Raw genomic sequence first — 23,332 nt, 5'->3', positions numbered from 1 at the left:
CAGGACAACCGTCAGTACAAGATTTGAGGGATGTATTATGCCTTCTTTCTTTGCTGGTGGTTGTCTTTTTATTTTCACAATAATTACATTCATTAAAAAGTATAAAGAGGTGAAAAGTGTTGTACAAGTTGGAAATAATCAATATCAGCAAAATATTTAAAAAGAATGGAGTAGAAACGATCGCTTTGTCAGAGACAAATATGAAAATCCCTAAAGGAAAATTTGTCAGCTTAATCGGACCAAGTGGTTGTGGAAAATCTACGTTGTTTAATATCATTGCTGGGCTGTTAAGGCCTTCCAGCGGAGAAGTGCTGCTGGACGGAGAAAATATTATCGGAAAAAAAGGGTGTGTCGGCTACATGCTGCAAAAGGATTTGCTATTGCCCTGGCGGACCATTTTAGACAATGTCATTTTAGGACTGGAAATTAAAGGAGTTACAAAAAAAGAGTCGGAAGAAAGGGCCATTCCTTTATTGCATCGCTACGGTTTAAAAGGATTTGAACATCATTATCCGAGAGAGCTTTCAGGAGGAATGAGGCAGCGGGCGGCACTTTTGAGAACTTTGCTTTATGACCAGGATGTTATTTTACTGGATGAGCCGTTCGGGGCTTTGGATGCACAAACTAGATTGATGATGCAAACCTGGCTTTTGCAAATATGGAGTGACTTTAAAAAGACGGTATTATTTGTCACCCATGATATTGATGAGGCCATTTATTTATCAGATGAAATTTATGTCCTTTCCCCTAGGCCAGGACGGTTGAAAGCAAAAGTAACCGTCAATCTGCCAAGGCCCAGAGAGGAGCAGACTATGTTGTTAGATGAGTATATCCGATTAAAACAAGAGATTTTAGAATTGTTGAAAGAAGAAGAGCCGCTTAAAAGAGTAGAATAAGGAGGGAACAAAATGCAAGGAAAACCAGAAAATTTTGCTATTCAGCATCCGATTATTGAGAGAATGGAAGCTCCTAATATGACGTTGAATAAGGACAAGCAGGTTGTAGTGGAGGATGAACAAATTCAATTAATAAGATTAAAACGTCTAACTACCATTGGGCAAGTTTTAGTTGGGATTCTTTTTGTTGCTTTATGGGAGATATTAACAAAATTTGGAATAATCGATTCTTATTATTGGAGCAGCCCGTCTACGATCGTTCAAACCACTTATGTTTCATTTACGGAAGGGACATTGCTACAGGATCTTATTTATACTTCCGGTGCAACGATCATCGGGTTTGCAGCCGGGACTTTTTTAGGATCGATTCTAGGATTATCGTTTTGGTGGTCATCTCTTTATTCAAACATTGCAGAACCGTACTTGATTGCATTTAATGCGATCCCAAAATTAGCTCTTGCACCGGTGCTTGTCATTATGTTTGGCATTGGATTTTTTTCAAAGGTGATTTTGGCCTTTTTAATGGTAGTGATCGTGACGGCCATAGCTGCATACAGCGGTGTCAAGGCTGTCGATAAAGACTTGGAAAAATTATTGTTTTCACTTGGAGCCAGAAGAATGCAAGTATTTAAAAAGGTGGTTGTTCCTTCAGCGATGCCGTGGATTGTAAGTAGCTTAAAAATCAATATTGCCTTGGCGCTGGCAGGTGCAATTGTAGGTGAGTTTATCAGTTCACGCCAAGGTGTAGGCCGAATGATATTATATGCGGGACAGGTCATGGATATCGATTTGGTATGGGTTGGAGTCGTTGTTTTGTCCGTATTGGCCATCATCATGTATGTTGCGACGGTTTGGCTGGAGAAATGGCTATTAAAAGGCCGTTCAGTTGAAGAATAAGAAAGGGAGTTGAGGTTTTTGAAAAATAGCAAATTTTTCACAAGTTTTTTCTTAATGGTTGTCCTAATAATGGCTGGTTGTTCTTCGGCAACTAATCAGACAGAAGGCCAGGCAGAAGAAAAAAGCGGGGAGTTAAAGAAGATTACAATCGCTGAACCTGTCCATTTGATTGGATACTTGCCTTTATATACAGCGATCCATGAAGGATATTTTGAAGAGGAAGGATTGGATGTTGAAGTGATTACGGCTACTGGAGGCGGGCATGTCACTTCAGTAGTTGGGGGAGATGCTTGGGGAAACATTGGCGGACCCGAGTCAAATGCTATGGCAAATGTAGGGAACCCTGATCCGATTGTATCAGTTGTAAATGTTGTAAATCGAGCGAATGTTTATTTGATGGCTTCCACTGATTACACGTTGAAGGATGACAGTAAAGAAGCATTAGCGGAATTTTTGAAAGGAAAAACCATTGCTGCCGGCCGTTATGGAGGAAGTCCCAATCTGCTTACCCGCTGGCTGTTAATGGAACTTGGGCTAGATCCGGAGAAAGATGTGAGATTAGAAGAGCCTGCGGATCCAACTACCGTTGTTTCTTTAGTGGAGAATGGGAATGCCGATATGGCCAATGGAGCTGAACCGCAAATCTATGAAGGGATTATAAAAGGTGTTTGGGATGAACCTTTTTATGGGTTTCCTAGTTTGGGAGATTATCCTTACTCTGTCCTCAGTGTAAAAAAATCTAGTATTGAAGAAGACCCTGAAACGGTACAAAGTTTTGTCAATGCTGTGCTTAAAGGATTGAAAGCAGTAAATGAAAATGAAGAATTAGCAATGAAAATTTTAAAAATAGAGTTTCCGACAACAGATGAAAAAAGTTTGCAAGCGGCTTTAGATCGTGCGTACGCTGATCATTTATGGAGTGTTGATGGTTATATTAGTAAAGAATCGATTGATAAGATGATGGATGTTGTCCAAAAAACTGGTGTATTCAAGGAAGAATACCAATATGATGATTGGATCGATATGAGTTTTGTAGAACAAGCAAAATAAAAGGGAGAAACATCGCCTCCCTTATTTTTTCTACAATATAGAAAGGATGTTGAAAATGGAATTATATAAAAAAGTTGATCCTGCGCATACCGCATTAATTATTGTCGATGTGCAAAATGATTTTTGTGATCCAGCCGGAAGCTTGGGAAAACAGGGATATGACGTTGCCATGGTTGATGAAATGATCAATGCACTAGAAGAATTGACTTTTCACGCCAGGGAGTGCAAAGTGCCGATAATATTTATTCAAACCATCCATGAAGCTTGCACTGATTCAGATACTTGGACAAAAAGATTAAAAAATACTAACCAAGAAAGGGTATGCAGGAAGAATACATGGGGAGCGGATTTCTATAAAGTAAAACCGCTGCCGGAAGATATAATCGTTGTCAAACATCGTTACAGCGCCTTTATTAATACGCGTCTTGATTCGGTGTTGCGAACGTTGAAAATAAAAACATTGATCATGGCGGGTGTAAGTACGAATGTTTGTGTAGAATCAACAGCCAGAGACGGATTTATGCTCGATTATGACATAGTATTCTTGTCTGACTGTACGGCTGCATATTCGAAAGAAGCGCACGAAATGACATTGAAAAACATTGATCAATATTTTGGAACGGTTTGTCAATCCCATCAAGTGATTAATAGTTGGCTGGCTTTAGAGAAGACATTCTAATTTTTGATCGGAAAAAAGCAGGTGAATGAAAGGATGAGAAAGACTGAAGCTAATATTCATTTAAGCAAAGACTTGTCAATCAAAACAAAAGCAGCGCCCTTTTTCATTTTATTATCCGTCTGCCCAGGAACATTTTTATCCCATTTCTCAGCAGGCTTAGTTAACATTGCCTTACCGGATTTGTCGCTTTATTTTCAAGCACCTTTAAGTATAACTCAGTGGATTGTCACCGGATATTTATTAGCAATTATGTTATGTTTGCCCGTTATGGGCAATTTATCAGACAAATACGGAAAGAAGATCATACATAATTCAGGTTACATTGTGTTTGGGATAGGAATTGTTTTATCGGGATTCTCTTTTTCACTAGCCTTGTTGCTGATGGCACGGATTTTACAAGGAGTTGGAGCTGCAATGCTGCAATCAGCAAATATAGCGATAATTTCAGAACATTATCCTGAAGGCAAAAGAGGAAAAGCTTTAGGAATTATCGGAACAGCAGTTGGTGTTGGAGCTTTGCTTGGTCCTTCTGTCGGCGGGCTGTTGATTAATTGGTTTTCTTGGCGGGTAATGTTTTGGATACAAATTCCAATTGTGATTGCAGCTTTTATTTTAGCTTCTAAATTCATCCCTAAAGATGCAACGAATCACGAAATCAAATCTTTTGACTATTTGGGAGCTATGTTGTTTGGTATATTTATTACTTTCATTATGTTTGTGCTCAATGAAATCGGAGAGGGAGAAATAAATAAGCAGCTGTTGATCGCTGGTTTGGCCGCGATGCTAAGTTTTCTTTTATTTGTATGGCGGTTACAAAAAAACAATAATCCATTCATTGATGTGAAAATATTGTCTCAACCCATGGTGTGCGCCGGAAGTTTGATTATTGTTGTCAGTTATATGGCAACCTTCTCTACTTTAGTTCTTCTTCCTTTTTATCTAAGAGGAGTTCTTGGGGTTTCTCCTTCTTTGTCAGGATTACTGATCATGAGCTATCCATTGTTACTGGCAGTAATCGGTCCGATCAGCGGAGCCTTTTCGGATCGCTTTGGCCATTGTTTCGCCATTATTATTGGTCTTATACTCATGATCGCATCATTTGCAGGATTAAGTATGTTGTCAACTGTAACCCCTGTAATATTTGTTGTTTTCCTTCTTTGTTTACTAGGATTTTCTATGGGAATCTTAAACTCTCCAAATTACAATTTAATCATTCATAACGTACCATTCCAATATTTAGGTATAATTACAAGTACAATTGCTTTGCTTCGAAATTTTGGAATGGCCTTAGGCACTGCATTAGGGGTAACATTTATGAATTATTTTGTTGAAGGAGCCTTGACAAAATTGATGAATGTTGATAACCCAAAGCAAGCTGGTAATGTAATGACAGGTTTTCACAGTTTTTTCTTGCTTATAGCAATGTTGACAGCTTGCGTCACAGTCTATTTTATTATCTTGAACAAAAAGGTCAAAACGAACTTAACTTATGTTGCAAAGAGATGAATTAGCCCTGAAGCCATGCTGCCTTCTTTGGAGTATATCAACCTATTAAATATGAAGGCAGAAGATAAGAATTGGTATTATCCCAACCGGTAGACTGCCTAAAAAGAAATGGTTCTTAACGGGTCTTCTTAGGAGGGGATTTTTCTATGGCTAAAAGCAATTTGTGGAAAGTTGGGGAAGGGACGGCCAAGTGGTGTTGAATGATCCTTCTCGCATTGCGGGCGGCAAAACCGCATGTGGACAAGAAGTTCATTCAATTCTATCATGCGGCCTTTCTCCGATGGAATACCGAAGAAAGCCGCAAGTTAATAAAAGATGTTGCTGTCGCCAAACTAAAAAATGGCGGTAAGTGAAATAAACCCAACCAGTATAACATTTAATATGGGGGTGCGAAATTTTGGATGGATATATCCAAATAATTTCTTGGCGGCGTTAAAGAAACCATGTATCTGATAAAACTTCCTCTTCAGCTTTTTGGCTTGATTGCTTTTACAAATTCGCTAATCGAATCGTCCAATCTTTGCAGCAGTTCATCTGATAACGTATATTGATCTTGATCTCGAGCCACCCAAGCATCGATTGCATAGACGCCTCCGAGGATATGTCTCGCTCCCATTGTTGATAAAACCGGTTTTAATGCATAGTCGATTGATAAAAGATGGGCAATCGTTCCGCCGATAAAAGGGGAAAAATCGTTTTTTCTGCAAATCCCTTTTGAGGAAGCAAATCGAGATATGTTTTTAAAATGCCTGTATACGCAGCCTTGTAAACAGGGCTTGCGATGATCACTCCATCTGCTTCCGCTACTTTTTTGTTGGCGTTTAAAATCGCCTCGCTGTCAAATCTCGCTTTAATTAAATCCTCTGCAGGCAATTCGGCAACTTGAATATGTTCAACATTTATCGCGTGTTCTTTTAGCTGGTGTTCTACATATTCCGTAAGTCCGTGCAGTCTTGAGACTGGTGAAGGGCTCCCGTTGATAATGACGACATTGCTCATCTAAAATTCTCCTTTCTGTCCCATGTTGTAAAACAAATAAAACCTATCAGTTTAGTTTGTTTTATGCTACCATTATTTTTGGCCATTGTCAATATCTAGAAGTGGCGAATGGGTTATTTTGATGATAAAAATAGCAAAATGAAAAATGTATGTATTATGCAGCTTGTGATTTGCTTTTTGCTATTCTTTCATCCCAATCACCCGAATCCGTTTATAATCTGCAAGCCACTTCCCGTTTTGAAATAAGGTGTTTTTCAATTTATTTTCTATATTCGTGATCACTAGCATTGCAGTAATTAAATCTGATGATTCAAAATACTAAGAATGTTCAATTTTTTATTGATTTCGAAACAAAAAAATCCTTTACAATGGAAGTACAGGTGGTTCCTGTCCAAATCCAATCGTAAAGGATAAGCGTTATGGACAAGAATACACTAATTTCATCATTTGGTAAATGGGTTTCACCCATAAATATTCAAAAACTTAGCGAACAAGTCAAAGAATTGAAACAGGACTATTACACAAAAAAGCTGACAACAGAAGCCTATATTAAACTTTTATTGGTAGCCCAGCTGCTCGAATTTAAGAGCTTAGAGGAAATGAGTGATGCACTTGTAGACGAAGATCTTCAAAAAGCACTCGGATTTGAATCGATAAGTGCCTCTCAGCTATCCCGAAAAAACAATCAGATCCACCCACTAATTCTTGCAAATTTGTTCTTGGATCTTGTTTGGAAAATTCAACGGTACCATTATAAAAACGGAAAGAATATGCCACTGAAAATCATTGATTCAAGTACACTCCCGTTGAACTTGACCAATTATAAATGGGCAAAATTCCGGAAAACAAAAGCTGGTGTAAAGCTACACTTACGGCTCGTTTTCATGGATAAAGACACCGTCTATCCTGAAAAAGCAGTGATTACGACAGCAAAAGAACATGACCGAAATCAACTCGAAGTCCTAGTGGATGATCAAGAAGCCATGTATGTGTTTGACCGCGGTTATGTGGACTATGAACGTTTTGACCGGATGACAGATGATGGCTATTTCTTCGTTTCAAGACTGAAGAAAAACGCAGTCATTCGTGAAGTCTATACATTTTCACTTCCTGATGATTGTCACGTTCTATCCGATAAAATGGTCTACATTGGTACCACACAAAATCGTACTGAAAATGTCTTTCGTCTACTAGAAGTTATGGACACAAAAGGGAACTTACTTCGTTTCATCACCAACCGATTTGATTTAAAACCAGAAGAGATAAGTGATATTTACCGATCTCGCTGGGCTATTGAACTCTTTTTCAAATGGCTCAAGCAACACGTAGAAATTAAGCACTTTTATGGAATGAGTGAAACAGCTATTCAAAATCAAATTTTCTTAGCCCTGATCACGTATTGCTTACATGTTCTCATTCAATTGGAGATGAAAAGTAAGAAATCCCTACTTCGAATTACTCGTTGGTTAAAGAGAGCTCTGTGGAAACCAGCTTATGTTTGGTTGCGAAAATTTGATGGGCGAGCCAGTCCATAATCTCCCTTTTGTCGTTGTCGCTCTGGTTTAACTGTATATATTTACCAAATGGGCAGTGCCACCTTTCTTTAGGTTTTGTCTTTTTGGCACAAATTCACAAAAGCTAATTAACAGAAAATTCTAACTATATTTATGCAATGCTAATGATTCGTGATGATAAAACTTTTGGTATCGTCCGCAACATCGTTGAACAGACTGCCAGCGAACATTTCTATCCAATTTTTTAAGCCATTCTTCCCGTGGAAGGGTGTTGGGCGGTCAAAATGCTAGGCGAACACAACCCGAAACCCGGCTTCCTCCATTAACGACGAATATTCGCCAATGCTTGGAAAATACCAAGGAAATTGGTTTGCTTTTTCGTTCATCCCCAACTGATTGAATTCATTTCGGATGGCATCGGTAATCGTTTTGACATTGCCTTTGCCGCCGAATTCCGCTACAAAACGGCCGTTCTCCTTTAAGGCCTGGTATATATTGATTAAGGCCTGTTTTGGCGGCTTGATCCAGTGAAGAACTGCATTGGAGAAAACAGCATCAAACTCGTTGCGGTATCCAAGATTTAGAACATCCTTCACCTCAAAGGTTAAACCGGGGTATTTTGCTTTAGCCTGATTAATCATATTTTCTGATTTATCAATTCCGACGACGTCAACTCCTAATTCGTAAAGCTTCCAGGCTAAATCTCCCGTACCGCAGCCGAGGTCAAGAATACGTTCACCTTTTTTTGGCTCCAACAGATCAAGCAAATGCTCTCCAAATTTGGAAACAAATGAATGTTTTGCATCATACAAAGCTGCATTCCAACTGTCTTTTTTCATGTGATAGGATCCCTTCTTTCATTTGTAGTAAAAATATGGGGGAATTTTGCAAAATGCATTTCAATGGAACATTCGCTTATTTTTGGCCATTTCTAAACGGTTCCAGTACTTCATCCACCCATTGACGAAATTTTTCATACGCTTCCTCATTTGTTTGAACATTTTCTATAAATCCACCTTTAAATTTATCATAATAATGCTCTTTATTTACAAATAATTGTTGAAATTCTTCCTCTTTTAAATCATCAAAAAATAAATCCATTGTGCCATCAGTTCTTTCCCAGGCAATTCCTTCGATGAAAGGGGAAAATTCATCTTTAAAGTTGTCTACATGTAAATGATTCCCGGTGTAATTTTTCGAATGAAAGTAGTCATTCTTCTTCATGAGTGTGTCCTCCAAATTGATTTTTACATAATTTGAATTTTTTGCTAAGTATCTCGTTAAGAAAGATTACACAATATAACAAGATGTTTCTTGTTTACCAATTTGAAGAGCAATTTCGGAGCAGGTAACCTGCATCACGCTGTGCTTTTTAACTCCATTTTATATTTTAGAATATTTCAATTGTTTCTAGTAATGCTCTATTTCAAAAAAGATTGTAGCTTGGCCCTAGGAAAATGCGATGTTGAATCATTACACAGAAACAGGAGGCACTCCTCTTCTTAAAAACAAGGTGTCATTCCCTTATGGTAAAATGGACGAGAAGAATGTTTATCCCTACAATCTGGCAAAGGCGGGTAAAAAAGATGAAAAAAATAATCCCTCATATTTATTTGCATAACTGTAAGGAAGCGTTGCAATATTATCAGCAAGTATTTGGAGGAGAACTTAAAAATGTAGAGACATCCGATGGAAAAGAAATGTTTAAAGGCCACGAAGGAAAATATATTCATGCCGAGCTGCATATTAACGAATCATGTGTACTTTATTTTGCCGATGTTTTCTCACCGGTGACGAAGGGGAACAATATATGGCTGACATTGGATTTAGAATCAGAAGATGAAATAAATTCAATTTTTACAACATTAGCGAAAGACGGACAGGTCAAAATGGAATTGCAAGATACTTTTTGGAATTCAAAATATGGTGTGGTAATCGATAAATTCGGTGTAGTTTGGGAGCTAAACTATGCAAAATAATAAGCGGCAGAAATTCTAAAAATAAGTGTTTGATTTGAACATGTTTTGCTATAATTGAATAAAAGCTTAGAGGAGATGAGTAAGATGAGTCAGCAAACAGTTGAGAAGGGTTATTTTGGCCAATTTGGAGGAAGCTTTGTTCCAAAGGATTTGCAAAGAGCATTGGACATACTGGAAGAGAATTTCGAAAAATTTAAAAACGATTCAACGTTTAATGAAGAATTGGCATATTATTTAAGAGAATATGTCGGTAGAGAAAATCCGCTGACATATGCGAAAAATTTCACAGAAGCGCTCGGGGGCGCGAAAGTTTATTTAAAACGTGAAGATTTAAATCATACCGGAGCACATAAAATCAATAATGCAATTGGACAGATCTTGCTTGCCAAACGGATGGGGGCTACTAGAATCATTGCAGAAACGGGTGCTGGACAGCACGGTGTTGCAACAGCAACCGCGTGTGCGATGTTTGGAATGGAATGCACCATCTATATGGGCAAGCTCGATACAGAGCGGCAGGCATTAAATGTGTTTCGGATGGAGCTGCTTGGTGCAAAGGTAGTACCGGTTGAAAAAGGACAAGGACGTTTGAAGGATGCGGTGGATGCAGCTTTAGCTGATTATGTGGAAAATTACCAAAACACGTTTTACTTGCTTGGATCTGCTGTCGGCCCGCATCCGTATCCAACAATTGTCAAGCATTTTCAATCGGTTATTAGTGAAGAGTCGAAAAAGCAGATTCTTGAAAAAGAAGGGAAGCTTCCAACAGCAGTGATTGCTTGTGCAGGAGGAGGAAGCAATGCAATCGGAGCTTTTGCGCATTATCTGGACGAACCAAACGTAAGATTAATAGGAGTGGAGCCGGAAGAGGCACCAACGCTTACGAAAGGTGTTCCAGCTGTTATTCACGGATTTAAATGCTTAACTTTGCTTGACGAAAATAATGATCCAATGCCGACTTACTCTATTGCAGCAGGGCTTGATTATCCTGGAATTGGTCCAGAGCACAGCTATTTGAAGGAAACCGGACGGGCAGAATATGTTACGGTGTCTGGAAAAGAGGCTTTGGAAGCTTTTCAGCAATTATCTAAGTTGGAAGGAATCATCCCTGCCCTTGAAAGTTCACATGCTGTAGCATATGCGATGAAACTTGCCCCGCAGCTAAGCAAGAAGGATATTGTGATCGTTAATCTCTCTGGCAGAGGAGATAAGGATGTCGAGCAAGTGTTTGAAATGTTGAAAAAATAAGGTGAAAATCGGCGTTTTTGAACGTCGATTTTTTACTTGTGCGCCCGGCATGGGTGTAATCTATAGGGTGAAAGTCCCGAGCTGCGAAGGCAGAAGTAGCAGTTAGCTTAACGCAAGGGTGTCCGTGGTGACGCGGAATCTGAAGGAAGCGAGCGGCAAACTTTAAGGTCTCTCGGAACACGAACTTCATATGAGGCTAGGTATCACTGGGTGAGTTTGCAAGACAAAACAAAGCCCTTTCTGCCGAAGGTGATACAGAGTAAATGAAGCAGATGGATGGAAGGAAAGATTACACTCTTACCCGGGGAGGTCTGGCTGGCACGCCAAGTAACCTTGGTAACCTATCTAGTGATAGATAGCTGAACCGTCAGAAGTCAGCAGAGGTCATAGTATTAGTTGGTCTAGAACAACTAAGAAGGACCGAACAATTAAGAGAGAATAGCCCTTGGCATTCAGTGAGTCATGATGAACACAGAAAACGTAGTACCTCACTTGAGGGAGGAAGCGGTGAATCCCGTGGGAGATCTCTTGGAGGGTGGAGTGACCACTGGCATAAAGAGAACAGCTATTCACGGAAGTTATAAAGACTTGCGTCAATTATCTTAATTGAACCGCCGTATACGGAACCGTACGTACGGTGGTGTGAGAGGACGGGAGTTAATCGCTCCCTCCTACTCGATTCTTTTAACGATTCATCAGCTGAATTTTTAGAAGAGCAAGTTGTTTATAGTAATATAAAAAAGGCAGATTTTTGATCCACCGGATAAGTGTATATTTATCTTTGAAAAAATTCTTGACAGCTCTGAAATGGGCAAGGTATGGGAGCTGTAGTCACGAAAGTGCTATAGAAAGTTAAAAGATATGGGATAAGTGCGCTCATCACATTTTTTCAATGAATCAAAATGGTGTAGTTTTTGAGGTATAGTTATCATTTGGTCTTAACTTTACTCTGATTTTATAGGAATCTTCTCAGCTCTTAGTATTTTATGTTGGTTGATAAATTTAGTTTGCGAAGGAATGACTGAGGGGTTCAATCTAACTGTTATCTAAGCTTGCCATGATTTCGGAGTTTACATTTAAACGCCGGACATTTACCACCAGCTTTGTAAATATATGAACAAAATAAGAAAAACTGTTGATTTAATGCTTTTTTCAGTGGTATAGGGTGTTAAATGGACAGCTTGGTATCTATTTTGTTCACAATTTCGACAAAAACATAAAAAAATGTCGTTTTTTTTACATTTTTCCGTTGCACCGTCATTTTCGCTTTGCTATAATAAAACCCGTCATTGCATTACGGCTACCACGAGCGATGCTTCGATGAATAAGCATCGAGTTGCCTCGACGCATCTCCTTCTTCGAATAAGCTGGAAGAGGAAGAGGCATGACAAATGCGTGTTTTTCGTCTTGATAGAAAAGAAATAATGTATGCGGGTGTAGTTTAGTGGTAAAACCTCAGCCACGAGCGATGCTTCAATGAATAAGCATCGAGTTGCCTCGACGCATCTCCTTCCTCGAATAAGCTGGAAGAGGAAGAGGCATGGCAAGTGCGTGTTTTTCGTCTTGATAGAAAAGAAATAATGTATGCGGGTGTAGTTTAGTGGTAAAACCTCAGCCACGAGCGATGCTTCGATGAATAAGCATCGAGTTGCCTCGACGCATCTACTTCCTCGAATAAGCTGGAAGAGGAAGAGGCATGGCAAGTGCGTGTTTTTCGTCTTGATAGAAAAGAAATAATGTATGCGGGTGTAGTTTAGTGGTAAAACCTCAGCCACGAGCGATGCTTCAATGAATAAGCATCGAGTTGCCTCGACGCATTTACTTCTTCGAATAAGCTGGAAGAGGAAGAGGCATGGCAAATGCGTGTTTTTCGTTTTAATAGAAAATCGAATAATATATGCGGGTGTAGTTTAGTGGTAAAACCTCAGCCTTCCAAGCTGATGTCGTGGGTTCGATTCCCATCACCCGCTCCATACATATCATTCATCAACGCAGTGTTTCGTTTTTATAAGCAAACGAAGCATTGCGTTTTTTCATTATAGAAATTTTGTATATGGCTGCCATGCCATTAAAAGAAAGAAAAGGGAGAGGCTTAAGCGAAAATTTGTTGGCGAGCATCTCCACCGTGAATTTGAACAAACATGTTTGCCATCGCTTCAAGTAATTTTTTTGCTTCTTCTGTCCGCATCGATGGCTTTAAATAAACGATATGTAAAGCGCTTGTTGTCGAAAGCTGTACTGCTGTTCGCTTGGAATCAACATAGGGGCTTCCGAAAGGTCCGTTTGCATCACAGGTTACTAGTTTATTTTCCAAATTTACTTGGCGGCCGTTGATGGCATCATATGAATCACCATTTTCACCGATTTTTAACGTAATAGATCCTTTTATTTTGTTTCGGTCGTAGATGCCTAACGGAATTTCATATTTCAAGGAGAAAAAATTATTTAAGTCAACGGCTGAATGGATAGACTGTAAGTATTGCTGTTTTTGAACGCGGCGAAAAAGAGCCTCATTGGATGGGCGGTATCGATTAGGATCAGTGCCAACACGCTTAAAGACTTCCCGCCATTCTCGAATGCCGTCTAATTCAGCTGCATTTTTATTTTCTAGATCGAAAAAAATAGATTCTTGAAAGAAACGAAGTCTCCCTTTTAACATTTGGGGGGATTCGGATACTTGAATATGATCATACTCAATTAAGCCTATTTTAAAGTGAGGAATTCGTTGTTTGACCTCTTCAGCAATAAAAAATTCCATTGATTTCCCTCCTATTTTCAGCCATTTTATCTTAACATAGTTTATATATTTTTTGAAATAAAAACAAAGGGGGTGGAGCGGTGTGGATTTCGCAGTTCTCAAACAAGAAATTATTGAATACAGCAAGCAAATTGGAATCGATAAAATCGGTTTTGCGAGTGCTGATGTTTTTGAAACATTGAAGGAGCGGTTAATTGTACAGCAGCAGTTAGGATATCAGTCAGGATTCGAGGAGCCTGATATCGAAAAGCGGACAAATCCTGAGCTGCTCCTTCCAAAAGCAAAATCGATTATCTCTATAGCGTTGGCATATCCTTCAAAAATGAAAAATGCTCCCAGAAGTACAAAAAAAGAGCGGCGCGGTTTATTTTGCAGGGCTTCATGGGGGACAGACTATCACGTGATTCTAAAAGATCGGTTGAAAAAGCTGGAAAGATTTATTTTAGAAAAAGTGGACGGAGCACAGGTTAAATCGATGGTCGATACGGGGGAGCTGTCGGATCGGGCCGTAGCAGAGCGAGCCGGTATCGGATGGAGCGGAAAAAACTGCATGATTATTACACCGGAATTCGGCTCTTATGTATATTTGGGCGAAATGATTACAAATATTCCTTTTCCTCCCGACAGCCCCATTGAAGACCGATGCGGATCCTGCAACATATGTGTCGATTCATGTCCGACTGGTGCGCTCGTACAAGGCGGGCAGCTCGATTCAAAGAAATGTATTGCTTTTTTAACGCAAACAAAAGGGTTTCTGCCTGATGAATATCGTGGGAAAATCGGAAACAGGCTTTACGGCTGTGACACTTGTCAGCTTGTTTGTCCGGAAAATAAAGGAAAGGATTTCCATATCCATTCTGAAATGGAACCGGATCCTGAAATTGCAAAGCCAAAATTAAAGCCGCTTCTTCATATTTCAAACCGCGAGTTTAAAGAAAAATTCGGCCATATAGCTGGTTCATGGAGAGGAAAAAAACCGATTCAGCGAAATGCGATCATCGCTTTAGCCCATTATAAAGATAGAACGGCTTTGCCTGACTTAATTAAACTGATGCACGAAGATTCAAGACCGATTATTCGGGGAACCGCCGCATGGGCGATTGGAAGGATAGGAGATCAATCAGTGCTTTTTGAATTGGAAAAAGCTCTGGAAAAAGAACAAGATGAAGAAGTAAAGAATGAAATTGTCAAAGGAATTGAAATGTTGAAAGCATGATTTTAATTGTCACCATCATACGTATATAGAAGAAACGAAAATGGTGGTGACAAATGTGGACGTACAGGCTGTTTATCGAAAAATAAATGAAAAGCTGCAATTTTTAGTGAACAAATCTGTCAATCACAATCGGCAGCAATCTTCAGAGCTTGAATGGTGTGAAAAGAAAAAAGAGCTGGCAGCAAAACGAAAAGCGGAAATAGTGAAAGCGACTTGTCTCATAAAATGGCCGAAACAGATCGAAGATGAGGCAACCGTTGTAGATTATTTATGTGATTACAGGCTTCTTTATAAGCAGGGTGATTTTTTATATATAGAAGAAATTGGGGAAGAGCGGGTAGCGAAGTTTTCCAATAAAGGTCATTTAATATCTGATGAAGTTAAACTAAAAGACTGTTTTCATAAAGATGAAGAGGATGATTGGTCAAACGAAGAGTGGCATGGAAAAGATGAACGGGTTTCTTTTCAATATGATCGGTTGAAAAGCGTCCAATATGCGGAACGGTGGTGGAACAGCAGAAATCCGAATTATCCTTATTTTGACGTAAATTGTACAAATTATGTTTCCCAATGTTTACGTGCCGGTGATGCGCCGATGAGAGGCTACCCGAACCGGTCATCAGGATGGTGGCTTGCGAATAATAATTGGAGCTACAGCTGGTCTGTAGCTCATGCGCTGATGCTGTATTTGTCCACATCAAAAACAGGACTTAGAGCGAAAGAAGTTTCGTCTCCTGAGCTGCTTAAGCCCGGGGATGTGATTTGTTATGATTTTCAAGGCGACGGCAGATTTGACCATTCAACATTTGTTGTTGCAAAAGATAAAAGCGATATGCCGCTTGTCAATGCCCAAACATCCAACAGCCGAATGAGATATTGGTCGTACGAAGACTCAACTGCCTATACAGAAAACATTCAATATAAATTTTTTCATATCATTGATGATAATGAGGATTCTTAAAAATGTTATAATAGTTTTCGAGGTGAATCATTGTGGCATTACACGTTGTTTTATATCAACCAGAAATCCCTGCAAATACTGGAAATATTGCTAGAACTTGTGCGGCGACTAATACAGCCCTTCATTTAATTCGTCCTTTAGGTTTTTCAACGGATGATAAAATGCTTCGACGCGCAGGGCTTGATTATTGGGAATTTGTAAACATTCATTATTATGATTCTCTTGACCATTTTTTTCAGCAAAACCAGAACGGGGATTTCTACTATATAACTAAATTTGGAAAACGATATTATACGAGCTATGATTTTAGTGATCCTTCCAAAGAGATTTTCTTCATTTTTGGACGTGAAACAACAGGACTTCCAAAAGAATTGCTTGCAGAAAATGAAGATCGGTGTTTGCGCATTCCAATGACGGAAAACGTTCGGGCATTAAATTTGTCGAACACTGCCGCTATTTTAGTGTATGAGGCGCTAAGACAGCAAAGCTTTCATGGATTATCTTAAACACTTTTAGTTTTGGGCTTCTTTCGGATTGTAAATATACATTATTTTTGGCGGTTATTCTGTTCAAATATAAAGGAAGTATGAGAAGGAGCGGACTACCATAAGGTTAAAAAAGCAAATACAAAGGCCAGAGCTGTCAAAGCGCCTGGCCTTTTTTGCAGTCAACAAGGTATCCCATGAAGAAATGCCAATTCAAAACGTTATTTGCGGTGTTTTTCTTTATATGCTTTCGCATATTGATCAGCAGCAAAAATCGCATCTGCTACATCATCAGCTGTCACATTGAATGCATTATGGATTGTTTCCCCTTCTGCGGTTGCTGCTTTAGCGACTTTTAGTATATCTTCGCGTGAAGCATCTTTTAATTTAATGTCCTCCAACGTGACTGGCAAATCAAGGCTCAAATAAAGCTCAATATAGCGTTCAATTTCTTGTTGTGAATGTTCTTCGAGAGCGAGCTGGACAAGAGTACCAAATGCCACTTTCTCTCCGTGTGTCAAATGATGTATTTCGCCTTCTAACGCGGTAAATCCGTTATGAATAGCATGAGCCGCTGCCAAACCGCCGCTTTCAAAACCTAGTCCGCTAAGGAGCGTGTTTGCTTCGACGACCGCTTCTAACGCAGGGGTGACGACTTTTGCTTTTACTGATTCATAGGCAAGCTTCCCGTACTTGAATAAAGTTTGTTCACATTTTTCTGCAATTGCTTCAGCTGCAATTGTAGGGATGCCGCCCGCCATCGTTTTTCCTCCTGATTTTATAACACTGCGTGCTTCCACCCAAGTTGCAAGTGCATCAGCGATTCCAGAGGCAAGTAAACGTGGCGGAGCATTAGCGATAATTTTCGTATCGACAAGTACAAGATCTGGATTCTTTTTATAAAAACGGTAGCTTTCAAATACGCCGTCATCAGAATATATAACAGAAAGAGCACTAGTTGGAGCATCAGTTGAAGCAGCTGTCGGCACAATCACTATATAAGCATCTAATTCATCCGCTACCGCTTTTGCGGTATCTAACGTTTTTCCTCCACCAACGCCGATTACAATAGTAGCTTCTGCTTTTCTTGCAATATTCGCGATTCTTTCTACCTCGTTTCTCGAAGCTTCTCCGCTAAAAACTACTTCTTCGGCTGCAATATTTCCTTTTTTTAATTCGTTTACAATTGTATGCCCAGCAATTTTCCAAACTATTTCATCAGCTATCACGACTGTCTTGTTTCCAATTCCTTCAAGATAATTCGCGATTTTTGTAATGACATTTTTACCTTGAACATATTTTGCAGGGCTGATAAATACTCTTTCTACCGCCATAATTAGCACCCCTTTTATGTTTTTGGAGTTATTTTCATGGAACTAAAACAAGCCGCAATTCCCTACCTGCTTTATCGCTTCACAAAATTATCGGGAGGACTACTTGTGAACAAATCATCAATATGCACAAAATTATTTTTTGTTGACACCAGGTTTATCGTTGTATCCTGCAGTGAAAATAGCAATTAAAAATGTGATGCAGACACCTAAAACTAAAGCAGTTTTCATGAAAAAGATCCCTCCTTCATATGTACAACGTAATCAAAAATTACTAGTTTTATTATACATTAACATTCCCAACGAGTGAAAGAATTTCCCTAAGGTTTGTCATTTTGTCAAAATTTTTTAACTCATTTTCAAACATTAAGCTAATCAAAAAGCATCTTTAAGGACATCCTCGCATAAATTGTATTAATCTGGTGCTCAAACCAACGATGGAGGAGGTCCCTGATGGATATTTTGAAAAAAATCGAAAAGCATAGAGAAATGGAAGAGCGCTTAAAATGGGAAGGCACCTTCGCTGAATATTTGGAAATATTAAAAGAAAAACCATGGATAGCCCAATCCGCCCACTCTCGCGTTTATAATATGATAAAAGATGCAGGGATTGAGGAGATTAATGGCCGAAAACGATATAAATTTTTCAACCAGGAAATTTTCGGACTGGACGAAGCATTGGAACGGCTTGTGGAAGAATATTTTCATCCCGCTGCTAAGCGGCTGGATGTAAGAAAAAGAATTCTGTTGTTAATGGGTCCTGTCAGCGGCGGAAAATCTACACTTGTCACTTTGTTAAAAAGGGGATTAGAAGAATATTCGAAAACGGATAGAGGTGCAGTTTATGCAATTAAAGGCTGCCCGATGCATGAAGATCCTTTGCACTTAATTCCGCACCATCTTCGCGATGACTTTTATAAAGAATACGGCATTCGAATTGAAGGCAATTTATCTCCACTTAATATGATGCGCCTTGAAGAAGAATACGGCGGAAGAATTGAGGATGTTTTAGTTGAACGAATTTTTTTCTCAGAAGACAAACGGGTAGGAATCGGCACATTCAGTCCGTCTGATCCAAAATCGCAGGATATTGCCGATTTAACGGGAAGTATAGATTTTTCTACAATTGCTGAATACGGCTCAGAATCCGATCCGAGGGCTTATCGATTTGATGGAGAGCTTAACAAGGCAAACAGAGGAATGATGGAGTTTCAAGAGATGTTGAAATGTGATGAAAAATTTTTATGGCATCTGCTATCTCTAACTCAGGAAGGAAATTTTAAAGCGGGCCGATTCGCGCTCATTTCAGCTGATGAGCTCATAGTCGCTCACACGAATGAAACAGAATATCGTTCATTTATTTCAAACAAAAAAAATGAGGCTCTCCATTCGCGAATTATCGTCATGCCGATCCCGTATAATTTAAAGGTCTCCGATGAAGAAAGAATTTACGAAAAAATGATTAAAGAAAGCGATGTATCCGATGTTCATATCGCTCCTCATACATTGAGAGTAGCGGCAATGTTTACTATTTTAACCCGTTTAAAGGAGCCGAAGAGATCGGATATCGATCTTGTGAAAAAGATGCGGCTTTACGACGGAGAATTGGTTGAAGGGTTTAATGCTGTAGATGTGGAAGAGCTAAAAAAAGAATATCCGGAAGAAGGAATGAGCGGCATCGATCCTCGTTACGTCATCAATCGGATTTCTTCTACCATTATTCGGAAAGAAGTGCCTTCTATCAATGCGTTAGATGTACTTCGTTCGTTAAAAGAAGGTTTATATCAGCATCCTTCGATTTCAGAAGAAGACCGTGAGCGTTATTTGAATTTCATTTCCATCGCGCGGAAAGAATACGATGAAATTGCGAAAAAAGAGGTTCAAAAGGCGTTTGTCTATTCATATGAAGAATCAGCAAAAACTTTAATGGACAACTATTTAGATAATGTTGAAGCGTATTGCAATAAAAGCAAAATCCGCGATCCGCTGACAGGCGAGGAAATGAATCCGGATGAAAAATTGATGCGTTCGATTGAGGAGCAAATCGGCATCTCAGAAAATGCAAAAAAGGCTTTCCGAGAAGAAATTTTGATTCGCATTTCAGCATATGCAAGAAAAGGGAAACGTTTTGACTACAATTCCCATGAGCGGTTGCGCGAAGCTATTCAAAAAAAATTGTTTGCAGATTTGAAGGACGTTGTGAAAATTACAACGTCAACTAAAACGCCTGACGAACAGCAATTAAAGAAAATTAACGAGGTTGTAGCGAGACTCATTGATGAATATGGATACAATTCAACATCTGCCAATGAACTTCTTCGCTATGTAGGCAGTTTACTAAATCGTTGACAATTGAAGCTGGTTTCGTTCATGATTCGCCCGAATGGGCGCTATTTTTTTCAAAATTTCTAATCAAAAAAGGTGTGCAACAGCATGTCAATTTTGGAAGATTCGAGCATATGATAGAATAATCTTTTATTTGTCCAAACGAACTCATTCGTTTGAATATAATAAAAGAATTGCCAAGTTTTTTAAGGGAGGGGAAAAAATGACATCCAAAGGGAACCATCACTTTGTTGTTTCTAGAGAGGATTGGTCCCTCCATCGTAAAGGCCATGATGACCAAGTTCGCCATCAAGAAAAAGTGCAAGAAGCGATTCGCAATAATCTCCCTGATCTTATTTCAGAAGAAAGCATCATCATGTCAAACGGAAAAAATGTAGTAAAAATTCCGATACGGTCGCTTGATGAATATAAAATTCGATATAACTATGACAAAAACAAACATGTCGGCCAAGGAAAGGGAGACAGTAAAATTGGCGATGTCGTTGCGAGGGATGGCACAAATGATGCACAAGCAGCTGGGAAAGGCGAAGGCGCTGGAGATTTGCCTGGAGAGGACTATTATGAAGCTGAAGTGTCGATTATGGACTTGGAAAAAGCGTTCTTTCAGGAACTTGAACTTCCAGATTTACAGCAAAAAGAAATGGATGAGAATATTGCTGAAAAAATAGAATTTAACGATGTTCGCCGTACAGGCCTTATGGGAAACATTGATAAAAAACGGACAATGCTTTCGGCATTTAAACGAAATGCGATGGCAGGAAAACGAAGTTTTTATCCGATATATCCGGAAGATTTGAAATTTAAAACTTGGAACGAAGTGGAAAAACCAGAGTCAAAAGCTGTTGTGCTTGCAATGATGGATACGAGCGGTTCTATGGGAATATGGGAAAAATACATGGCAAGAAGTTTCTTCTTTTGGATGATTAGATTTTTAAGATCGAAATACGAAACGGTAGATATTGAATTTATTGCCCATCATACGGAGGCAAAGGTTGTCACTGAGGATGAATTTTTTTCAAAAGGTGAAAGCGGAGGCACCATTTGTTCTTCTGCCTATCGAAAAGCATTAGCACTTATTGAAGAAAAATACTCGCCTTCCCGGTACAATATTTATCCGTTCCATTTTTCCGATGGAGATAATTTAACTTCAGATAACAGCCGATGCGTGAAGCTTGTCGAAGAACTAATGAAAATTTGCAACATCTTTTGTTACGGCGAGGTCAACCAGTACAACAGATACTCCACCTTAATGTCTGCTTATAAAAACATCAACAATCCGAAATTCCGTTATTTTGTGTTAAAGCAAAAAGCAGATGTGTTTCATGCGATGAAAACTTTTTTTAAAAAACAAGAAAGTAAAACCAGCTAAATGTGAAAAGGGGCCTGACATAGGTTCCTTCTTTTGTTTTGCAGTTTCTAGTAACAGCTGTTCAAAAAGATTTTTTGAAGGAAAAATTTCAGCAGATTCATTTGAATGTTGGAGAGAAGATAAGCACGAAGATTTTCACAGTCCCTTTCAACCAAAAAAATTTCCTCCTGCGCTAGACAGGTTATTTTACTGTCTAACGCAAGAGGAAAGATCAATTCGCTAATTTATTCATATTGTTCGCAAAAGGTATTTTTGTACGGCTACTGATTCTACTGTTCAGAGTTCTGGCCTTTTTCTTTTTCTATTGGTTTATAGTAGAGCTTTTGCGCAAGTAATGTTTGCAGAATAAGGAATGATCCGCTCACTGTCCAGTAAAGAGGCAAGGCAGCGGGTGAAGCAAAAGAAGCTGTTCCTATCATTAGCGGCGACAGCATTCCCATCATTTTCATCGGTCCTTGCAATTGATCTTCAGGTACCGTTCTAATGGAAACTTTAAATTGCACATAATAAATAGCTGCAGCACAAAGCGTCAAAATAAGGTCAGGTGTTCCGAGATTAAACCATAAAAATGAATGTGTTGCAATTTCTTTCGAACCGCGAATGGCATAATACAGCCCCATGATGATCGGCATTTGAATAATAATGGGAAGGCAGCCCATTTTCAATGGATTGATGTCGTGCTTTCGATAGAAATCCATCATTTCCTTTTGAATTTTTTGTTGTTCTGCTTGATCCTTCGCCTTTTTAAACCTTTCTTGCAGCTCCTTCATCTCCGGCATAACTTTCTCCATTTTCAATTTCATATTTTGCTGGTCTTTATATTGGCGAAGCATTAACGGCATAAGAATCAACCGAATCAAGACCGTAATTAAAATAATCGCGATTCCATAGCTGCCGTGAAACCAGTCCGCAAAAGTTTTAATAATAATTGAAAAAGGTTCAACGAATGTTTGCTGGAAAAAGCCTGATTGATTTGAGCTGCCAGCGCTGCATCCAGTTAGTGCAACAAAAGTGATCATGACTACGATATACAAAATATTCCGCATCTTTTTCCTCCTTATAAATAAACAAAATGTGTCTCCAACAGGGAAGGAAAAAGATGATCCTCCTTATCGTCCGGTCCCTCTTTCCGCTTTCTTTTCTTTATAAGAAATGAAAGAAAAAGGAAAGTGAAATACGGGATCTCTCTTGAAATGCTGTCAAAAAAGCTGTTTTTGAACTGTTCAAATTTCGCTTTGGCAGAAATTTGATAACCAGTACGGACATAACGATGAAAAAAGTTTAGCCCGATCTGTATGCAGATCTGCAGTGAAAGGGCGATGATTAATGTATCAAAAGTCAGCTCTAGTTCGGGCACAAGAGTCACCTCAATAGCAATTATAAAAATATTGTATCGTGAACAAGCCTAATTGTCATTTCTTTATGAAAAAACATTTTAATGTAAACTTAAATAAATTTCAGGTTTATAAAAATCGTTATTTCAACTATTATGTGATTATAAAATTTTTTCGAAAGGAGTTATTTGTATGAAGTTATATGATATGGTATTAGTATCAATGTTCGCGGCTGTTGTTGCTGTGCTCGGCCTCATACCGCCGATTGCGCTTCCGTTCACGCCAGTGCCAATCACCGCTCAAACATTGGGTGTGATGCTGGCAGGGGCAATGTTAGGATCCAAACGAGGATTTATCAGTTTATTGTTGTTTGTATTACTTGTAGGAGCCGGAGCACCGATTCTTGCTGGCGGAAGAGGCGGGCTGGCAGTATTATTTGGTCCGAGCGGTGGATATATTTTATCTTGGCCTTTTGCATCCTTTATAATAGGTTTTTTAGTTGAAAAGAATTTTGAAAAATTAGCATTTTGGAAAGTGTTAGTATTTAATATAATTGGTGGTATTTTATTTGTTTATTTATGCGGCATTTCTTATTTGTCTTGGATTGCCAATATGAATTGGATAAGTGCGAGCATATCGGCGTTGGCTTATATTCCAGGAGATTTAACAAAAGCGGTGATTTCAGCATTTTTGGCAGTAAGAATTCAAAAATCGTATCCATTGATTAAAGCTCGTAATAAACAGGCTGCTTAAGGGGTGAGCTG

19 protein-coding genes, 1 tRNA gene and 1 pseudogene are annotated in these 23,332 nt (G+C 39.0%); 15 read left to right on the top strand and 6 right to left on the bottom strand.

Features of this window, described 5'->3' with window-relative positions; all coding sequences use genetic code 11:
- Window positions 1-119 precede the first annotated feature (119 nt).
- The 5 genes from NSQ71_RS14805 to NSQ71_RS14785 all read left to right on the top strand — a co-directional run bounded on the left by NSQ71_RS14805 (window position 120) and on the right by NSQ71_RS14785 (window position 5,028).
- Window positions 120-896 (top strand): ABC transporter ATP-binding protein, encoded by a 777-nt coding sequence (locus NSQ71_RS14805; protein ID WP_340734436.1) that lies wholly within the window; start codon window positions 120-122, stop codon window positions 894-896.
- Between the two features lie 12 nt (window positions 897-908).
- Window positions 909-1,793, top strand: a complete 885-nt coding sequence (locus NSQ71_RS14800; RefSeq protein WP_445684695.1) for an ABC transporter permease — start codon at window positions 909-911, stop codon at window positions 1,791-1,793.
- 69 nt (window positions 1,794-1,862) lie between these two features.
- Complete coding sequence (locus NSQ71_RS14795; protein WP_327863916.1) at window positions 1,863-2,843, top strand: ABC transporter substrate-binding protein; 981 nt, start codon at window positions 1,863-1,865, stop codon at window positions 2,841-2,843.
- A gap of 55 nt (window positions 2,844-2,898) precedes the next feature.
- Window positions 2,899-3,522 carry a cysteine hydrolase family protein gene (locus tag NSQ71_RS14790; protein ID WP_327863914.1) on the top strand — a complete coding sequence of 208 codons (624 nt, stop codon included), beginning with the start codon at window positions 2,899-2,901 and terminating at the stop codon, window positions 3,520-3,522.
- A 3-nt stretch (window positions 3,523-3,525) separates the two neighbouring features.
- Window positions 3,526-5,028, top strand: coding sequence for an MFS transporter (locus NSQ71_RS14785; RefSeq protein WP_340734160.1), 1,503 nt, complete (start codon window positions 3,526-3,528; stop codon window positions 5,026-5,028).
- Window positions 5,029-5,494: 466 nt separating this feature from the next.
- On the opposite strand, the pseudogene ssuE reads toward NSQ71_RS14785, so the two are convergent.
- A pseudogene (gene ssuE, locus NSQ71_RS14780) lies at window positions 5,495-6,027 on the bottom strand (NADPH-dependent FMN reductase).
- 419 nt (window positions 6,028-6,446) lie between these two features.
- On the opposite strand from ssuE, the gene NSQ71_RS14775 reads away from it, so the two are divergent.
- Window positions 6,447-7,562, top strand: coding sequence for an IS4 family transposase (locus tag NSQ71_RS14775; protein WP_339196354.1), 1,116 nt, complete (start codon window positions 6,447-6,449; stop codon window positions 7,560-7,562).
- A 266-nt stretch (window positions 7,563-7,828) separates the two neighbouring features.
- On the opposite strand, the gene NSQ71_RS14770 is transcribed toward NSQ71_RS14775, so the two are convergent.
- Window positions 7,829-8,380: a class I SAM-dependent methyltransferase gene (locus NSQ71_RS14770; RefSeq protein WP_340734159.1), complete on the bottom strand. Its 552-nt coding sequence runs from the start codon at window positions 8,378-8,380 to the stop codon at window positions 7,829-7,831.
- Between the two features lie 76 nt (window positions 8,381-8,456).
- Complete coding sequence (locus NSQ71_RS14765) at window positions 8,457-8,765, bottom strand: hypothetical protein (RefSeq protein ID WP_063387238.1); 309 nt, start codon at window positions 8,763-8,765, stop codon at window positions 8,457-8,459.
- Window positions 8,766-9,127: 362 nt separating this feature from the next.
- Here NSQ71_RS14765 and NSQ71_RS14760 point away from each other — a divergent pair, with 362 nt between their 5' ends.
- The 3 genes from NSQ71_RS14760 (at window position 9,128) to NSQ71_RS14750 (ending at window position 12,741) form a co-directional block, all read left to right on the top strand.
- On the top strand, window positions 9,128-9,520 hold the full coding sequence (locus NSQ71_RS14760) for a VOC family protein (RefSeq protein WP_063387239.1): 393 nt from the start codon (window positions 9,128-9,130) through the stop codon (window positions 9,518-9,520).
- Window positions 9,521-9,604: 84 nt separating this feature from the next.
- Window positions 9,605-10,768 carry a tryptophan synthase subunit beta gene (gene trpB / locus NSQ71_RS14755; RefSeq protein ID WP_340734158.1) on the top strand — a complete coding sequence of 388 codons (1,164 nt, stop codon included), beginning with the start codon at window positions 9,605-9,607 and terminating at the stop codon, window positions 10,766-10,768.
- Window positions 10,769-12,667: 1,899 nt separating this feature from the next.
- Window positions 12,668-12,741, top strand: a tRNA-Gly gene (locus tag NSQ71_RS14750).
- Window positions 12,742-12,860: 119 nt separating this feature from the next.
- Here the strand turns inward: NSQ71_RS14750 and NSQ71_RS14745 are convergent.
- Complete coding sequence (locus NSQ71_RS14745) at window positions 12,861-13,526, bottom strand: B3/B4 domain-containing protein (protein WP_063387241.1); 666 nt, start codon at window positions 13,524-13,526, stop codon at window positions 12,861-12,863.
- 82 nt (window positions 13,527-13,608) lie between these two features.
- Between NSQ71_RS14745 and queG the strand changes: the two genes are divergently transcribed.
- From queG to trmL, 3 genes are read left to right on the top strand one after another with little or no spacing between them, the layout of a single operon-like run.
- Window positions 13,609-14,742 (top strand): tRNA epoxyqueuosine(34) reductase QueG, encoded by a 1,134-nt coding sequence (gene queG, locus NSQ71_RS14740; RefSeq protein WP_063387242.1) that lies wholly within the window; start codon window positions 13,609-13,611, stop codon window positions 14,740-14,742.
- Window positions 14,743-14,782: 40 nt separating this feature from the next.
- The gene (locus tag NSQ71_RS14735) at window positions 14,783-15,703 is read left to right on the top strand and encodes an amidase domain-containing protein (protein ID WP_340734157.1); all 921 of its coding nucleotides are present in this window, start codon (window positions 14,783-14,785) and stop codon (window positions 15,701-15,703) included.
- A 32-nt stretch (window positions 15,704-15,735) separates the two neighbouring features.
- Complete coding sequence (gene trmL / locus NSQ71_RS14730; protein WP_094244585.1) at window positions 15,736-16,209, top strand: tRNA (uridine(34)/cytosine(34)/5-carboxymethylaminomethyluridine(34)-2'-O)-methyltransferase TrmL; 474 nt, start codon at window positions 15,736-15,738, stop codon at window positions 16,207-16,209.
- Window positions 16,210-16,409: 200 nt separating this feature from the next.
- Here trmL and NSQ71_RS14725 read toward each other — a convergent pair whose 3' ends face one another.
- A complete protein-coding gene (locus tag NSQ71_RS14725) occupies window positions 16,410-17,522 on the bottom strand; it encodes a glycerol dehydrogenase (RefSeq protein ID WP_327863191.1) in 1,113 nt (370 codons plus the stop codon).
- A 450-nt stretch (window positions 17,523-17,972) separates the two neighbouring features.
- On the opposite strand from NSQ71_RS14725, the gene NSQ71_RS14720 reads away from it, so the two are divergent.
- Window positions 17,973-19,868 (top strand): PrkA family serine protein kinase, encoded by a 1,896-nt coding sequence (locus NSQ71_RS14720; protein ID WP_063387245.1) that lies wholly within the window; start codon window positions 17,973-17,975, stop codon window positions 19,866-19,868.
- A 199-nt stretch (window positions 19,869-20,067) separates the two neighbouring features.
- Window positions 20,068-21,234 carry a sporulation protein YhbH gene (gene yhbH, locus NSQ71_RS14715; RefSeq protein WP_130156502.1) on the top strand — a complete coding sequence of 389 codons (1,167 nt, stop codon included), beginning with the start codon at window positions 20,068-20,070 and terminating at the stop codon, window positions 21,232-21,234.
- 269 nt (window positions 21,235-21,503) lie between these two features.
- Here the strand turns inward: yhbH and yidC are convergent, their stop codons facing one another.
- On the bottom strand, window positions 21,504-22,280 hold the full coding sequence (gene yidC / locus NSQ71_RS14710; protein ID WP_066250911.1) for a membrane protein insertase YidC: 777 nt from the start codon (window positions 22,278-22,280) through the stop codon (window positions 21,504-21,506).
- 480 nt (window positions 22,281-22,760) lie between these two features.
- Between yidC and NSQ71_RS14705 the strand changes: the two genes are divergently transcribed.
- Window positions 22,761-23,321 carry a biotin transporter BioY gene (locus tag NSQ71_RS14705; RefSeq protein WP_063387249.1) on the top strand — a complete coding sequence of 187 codons (561 nt, stop codon included), beginning with the start codon at window positions 22,761-22,763 and terminating at the stop codon, window positions 23,319-23,321.
- Window positions 23,322-23,332 lie beyond the last annotated feature (11 nt).

The sequence above is a fragment of the Aeribacillus sp. FSL M8-0235 genome (genome assembly GCF_038000355.1).
Taxonomy (GTDB): Bacteria; Bacillota; Bacilli; order Bacillales; family Aeribacillaceae; genus Aeribacillus; species Aeribacillus composti.
This window is presented reverse-complemented; position numbering and strand designations above follow the sequence as displayed.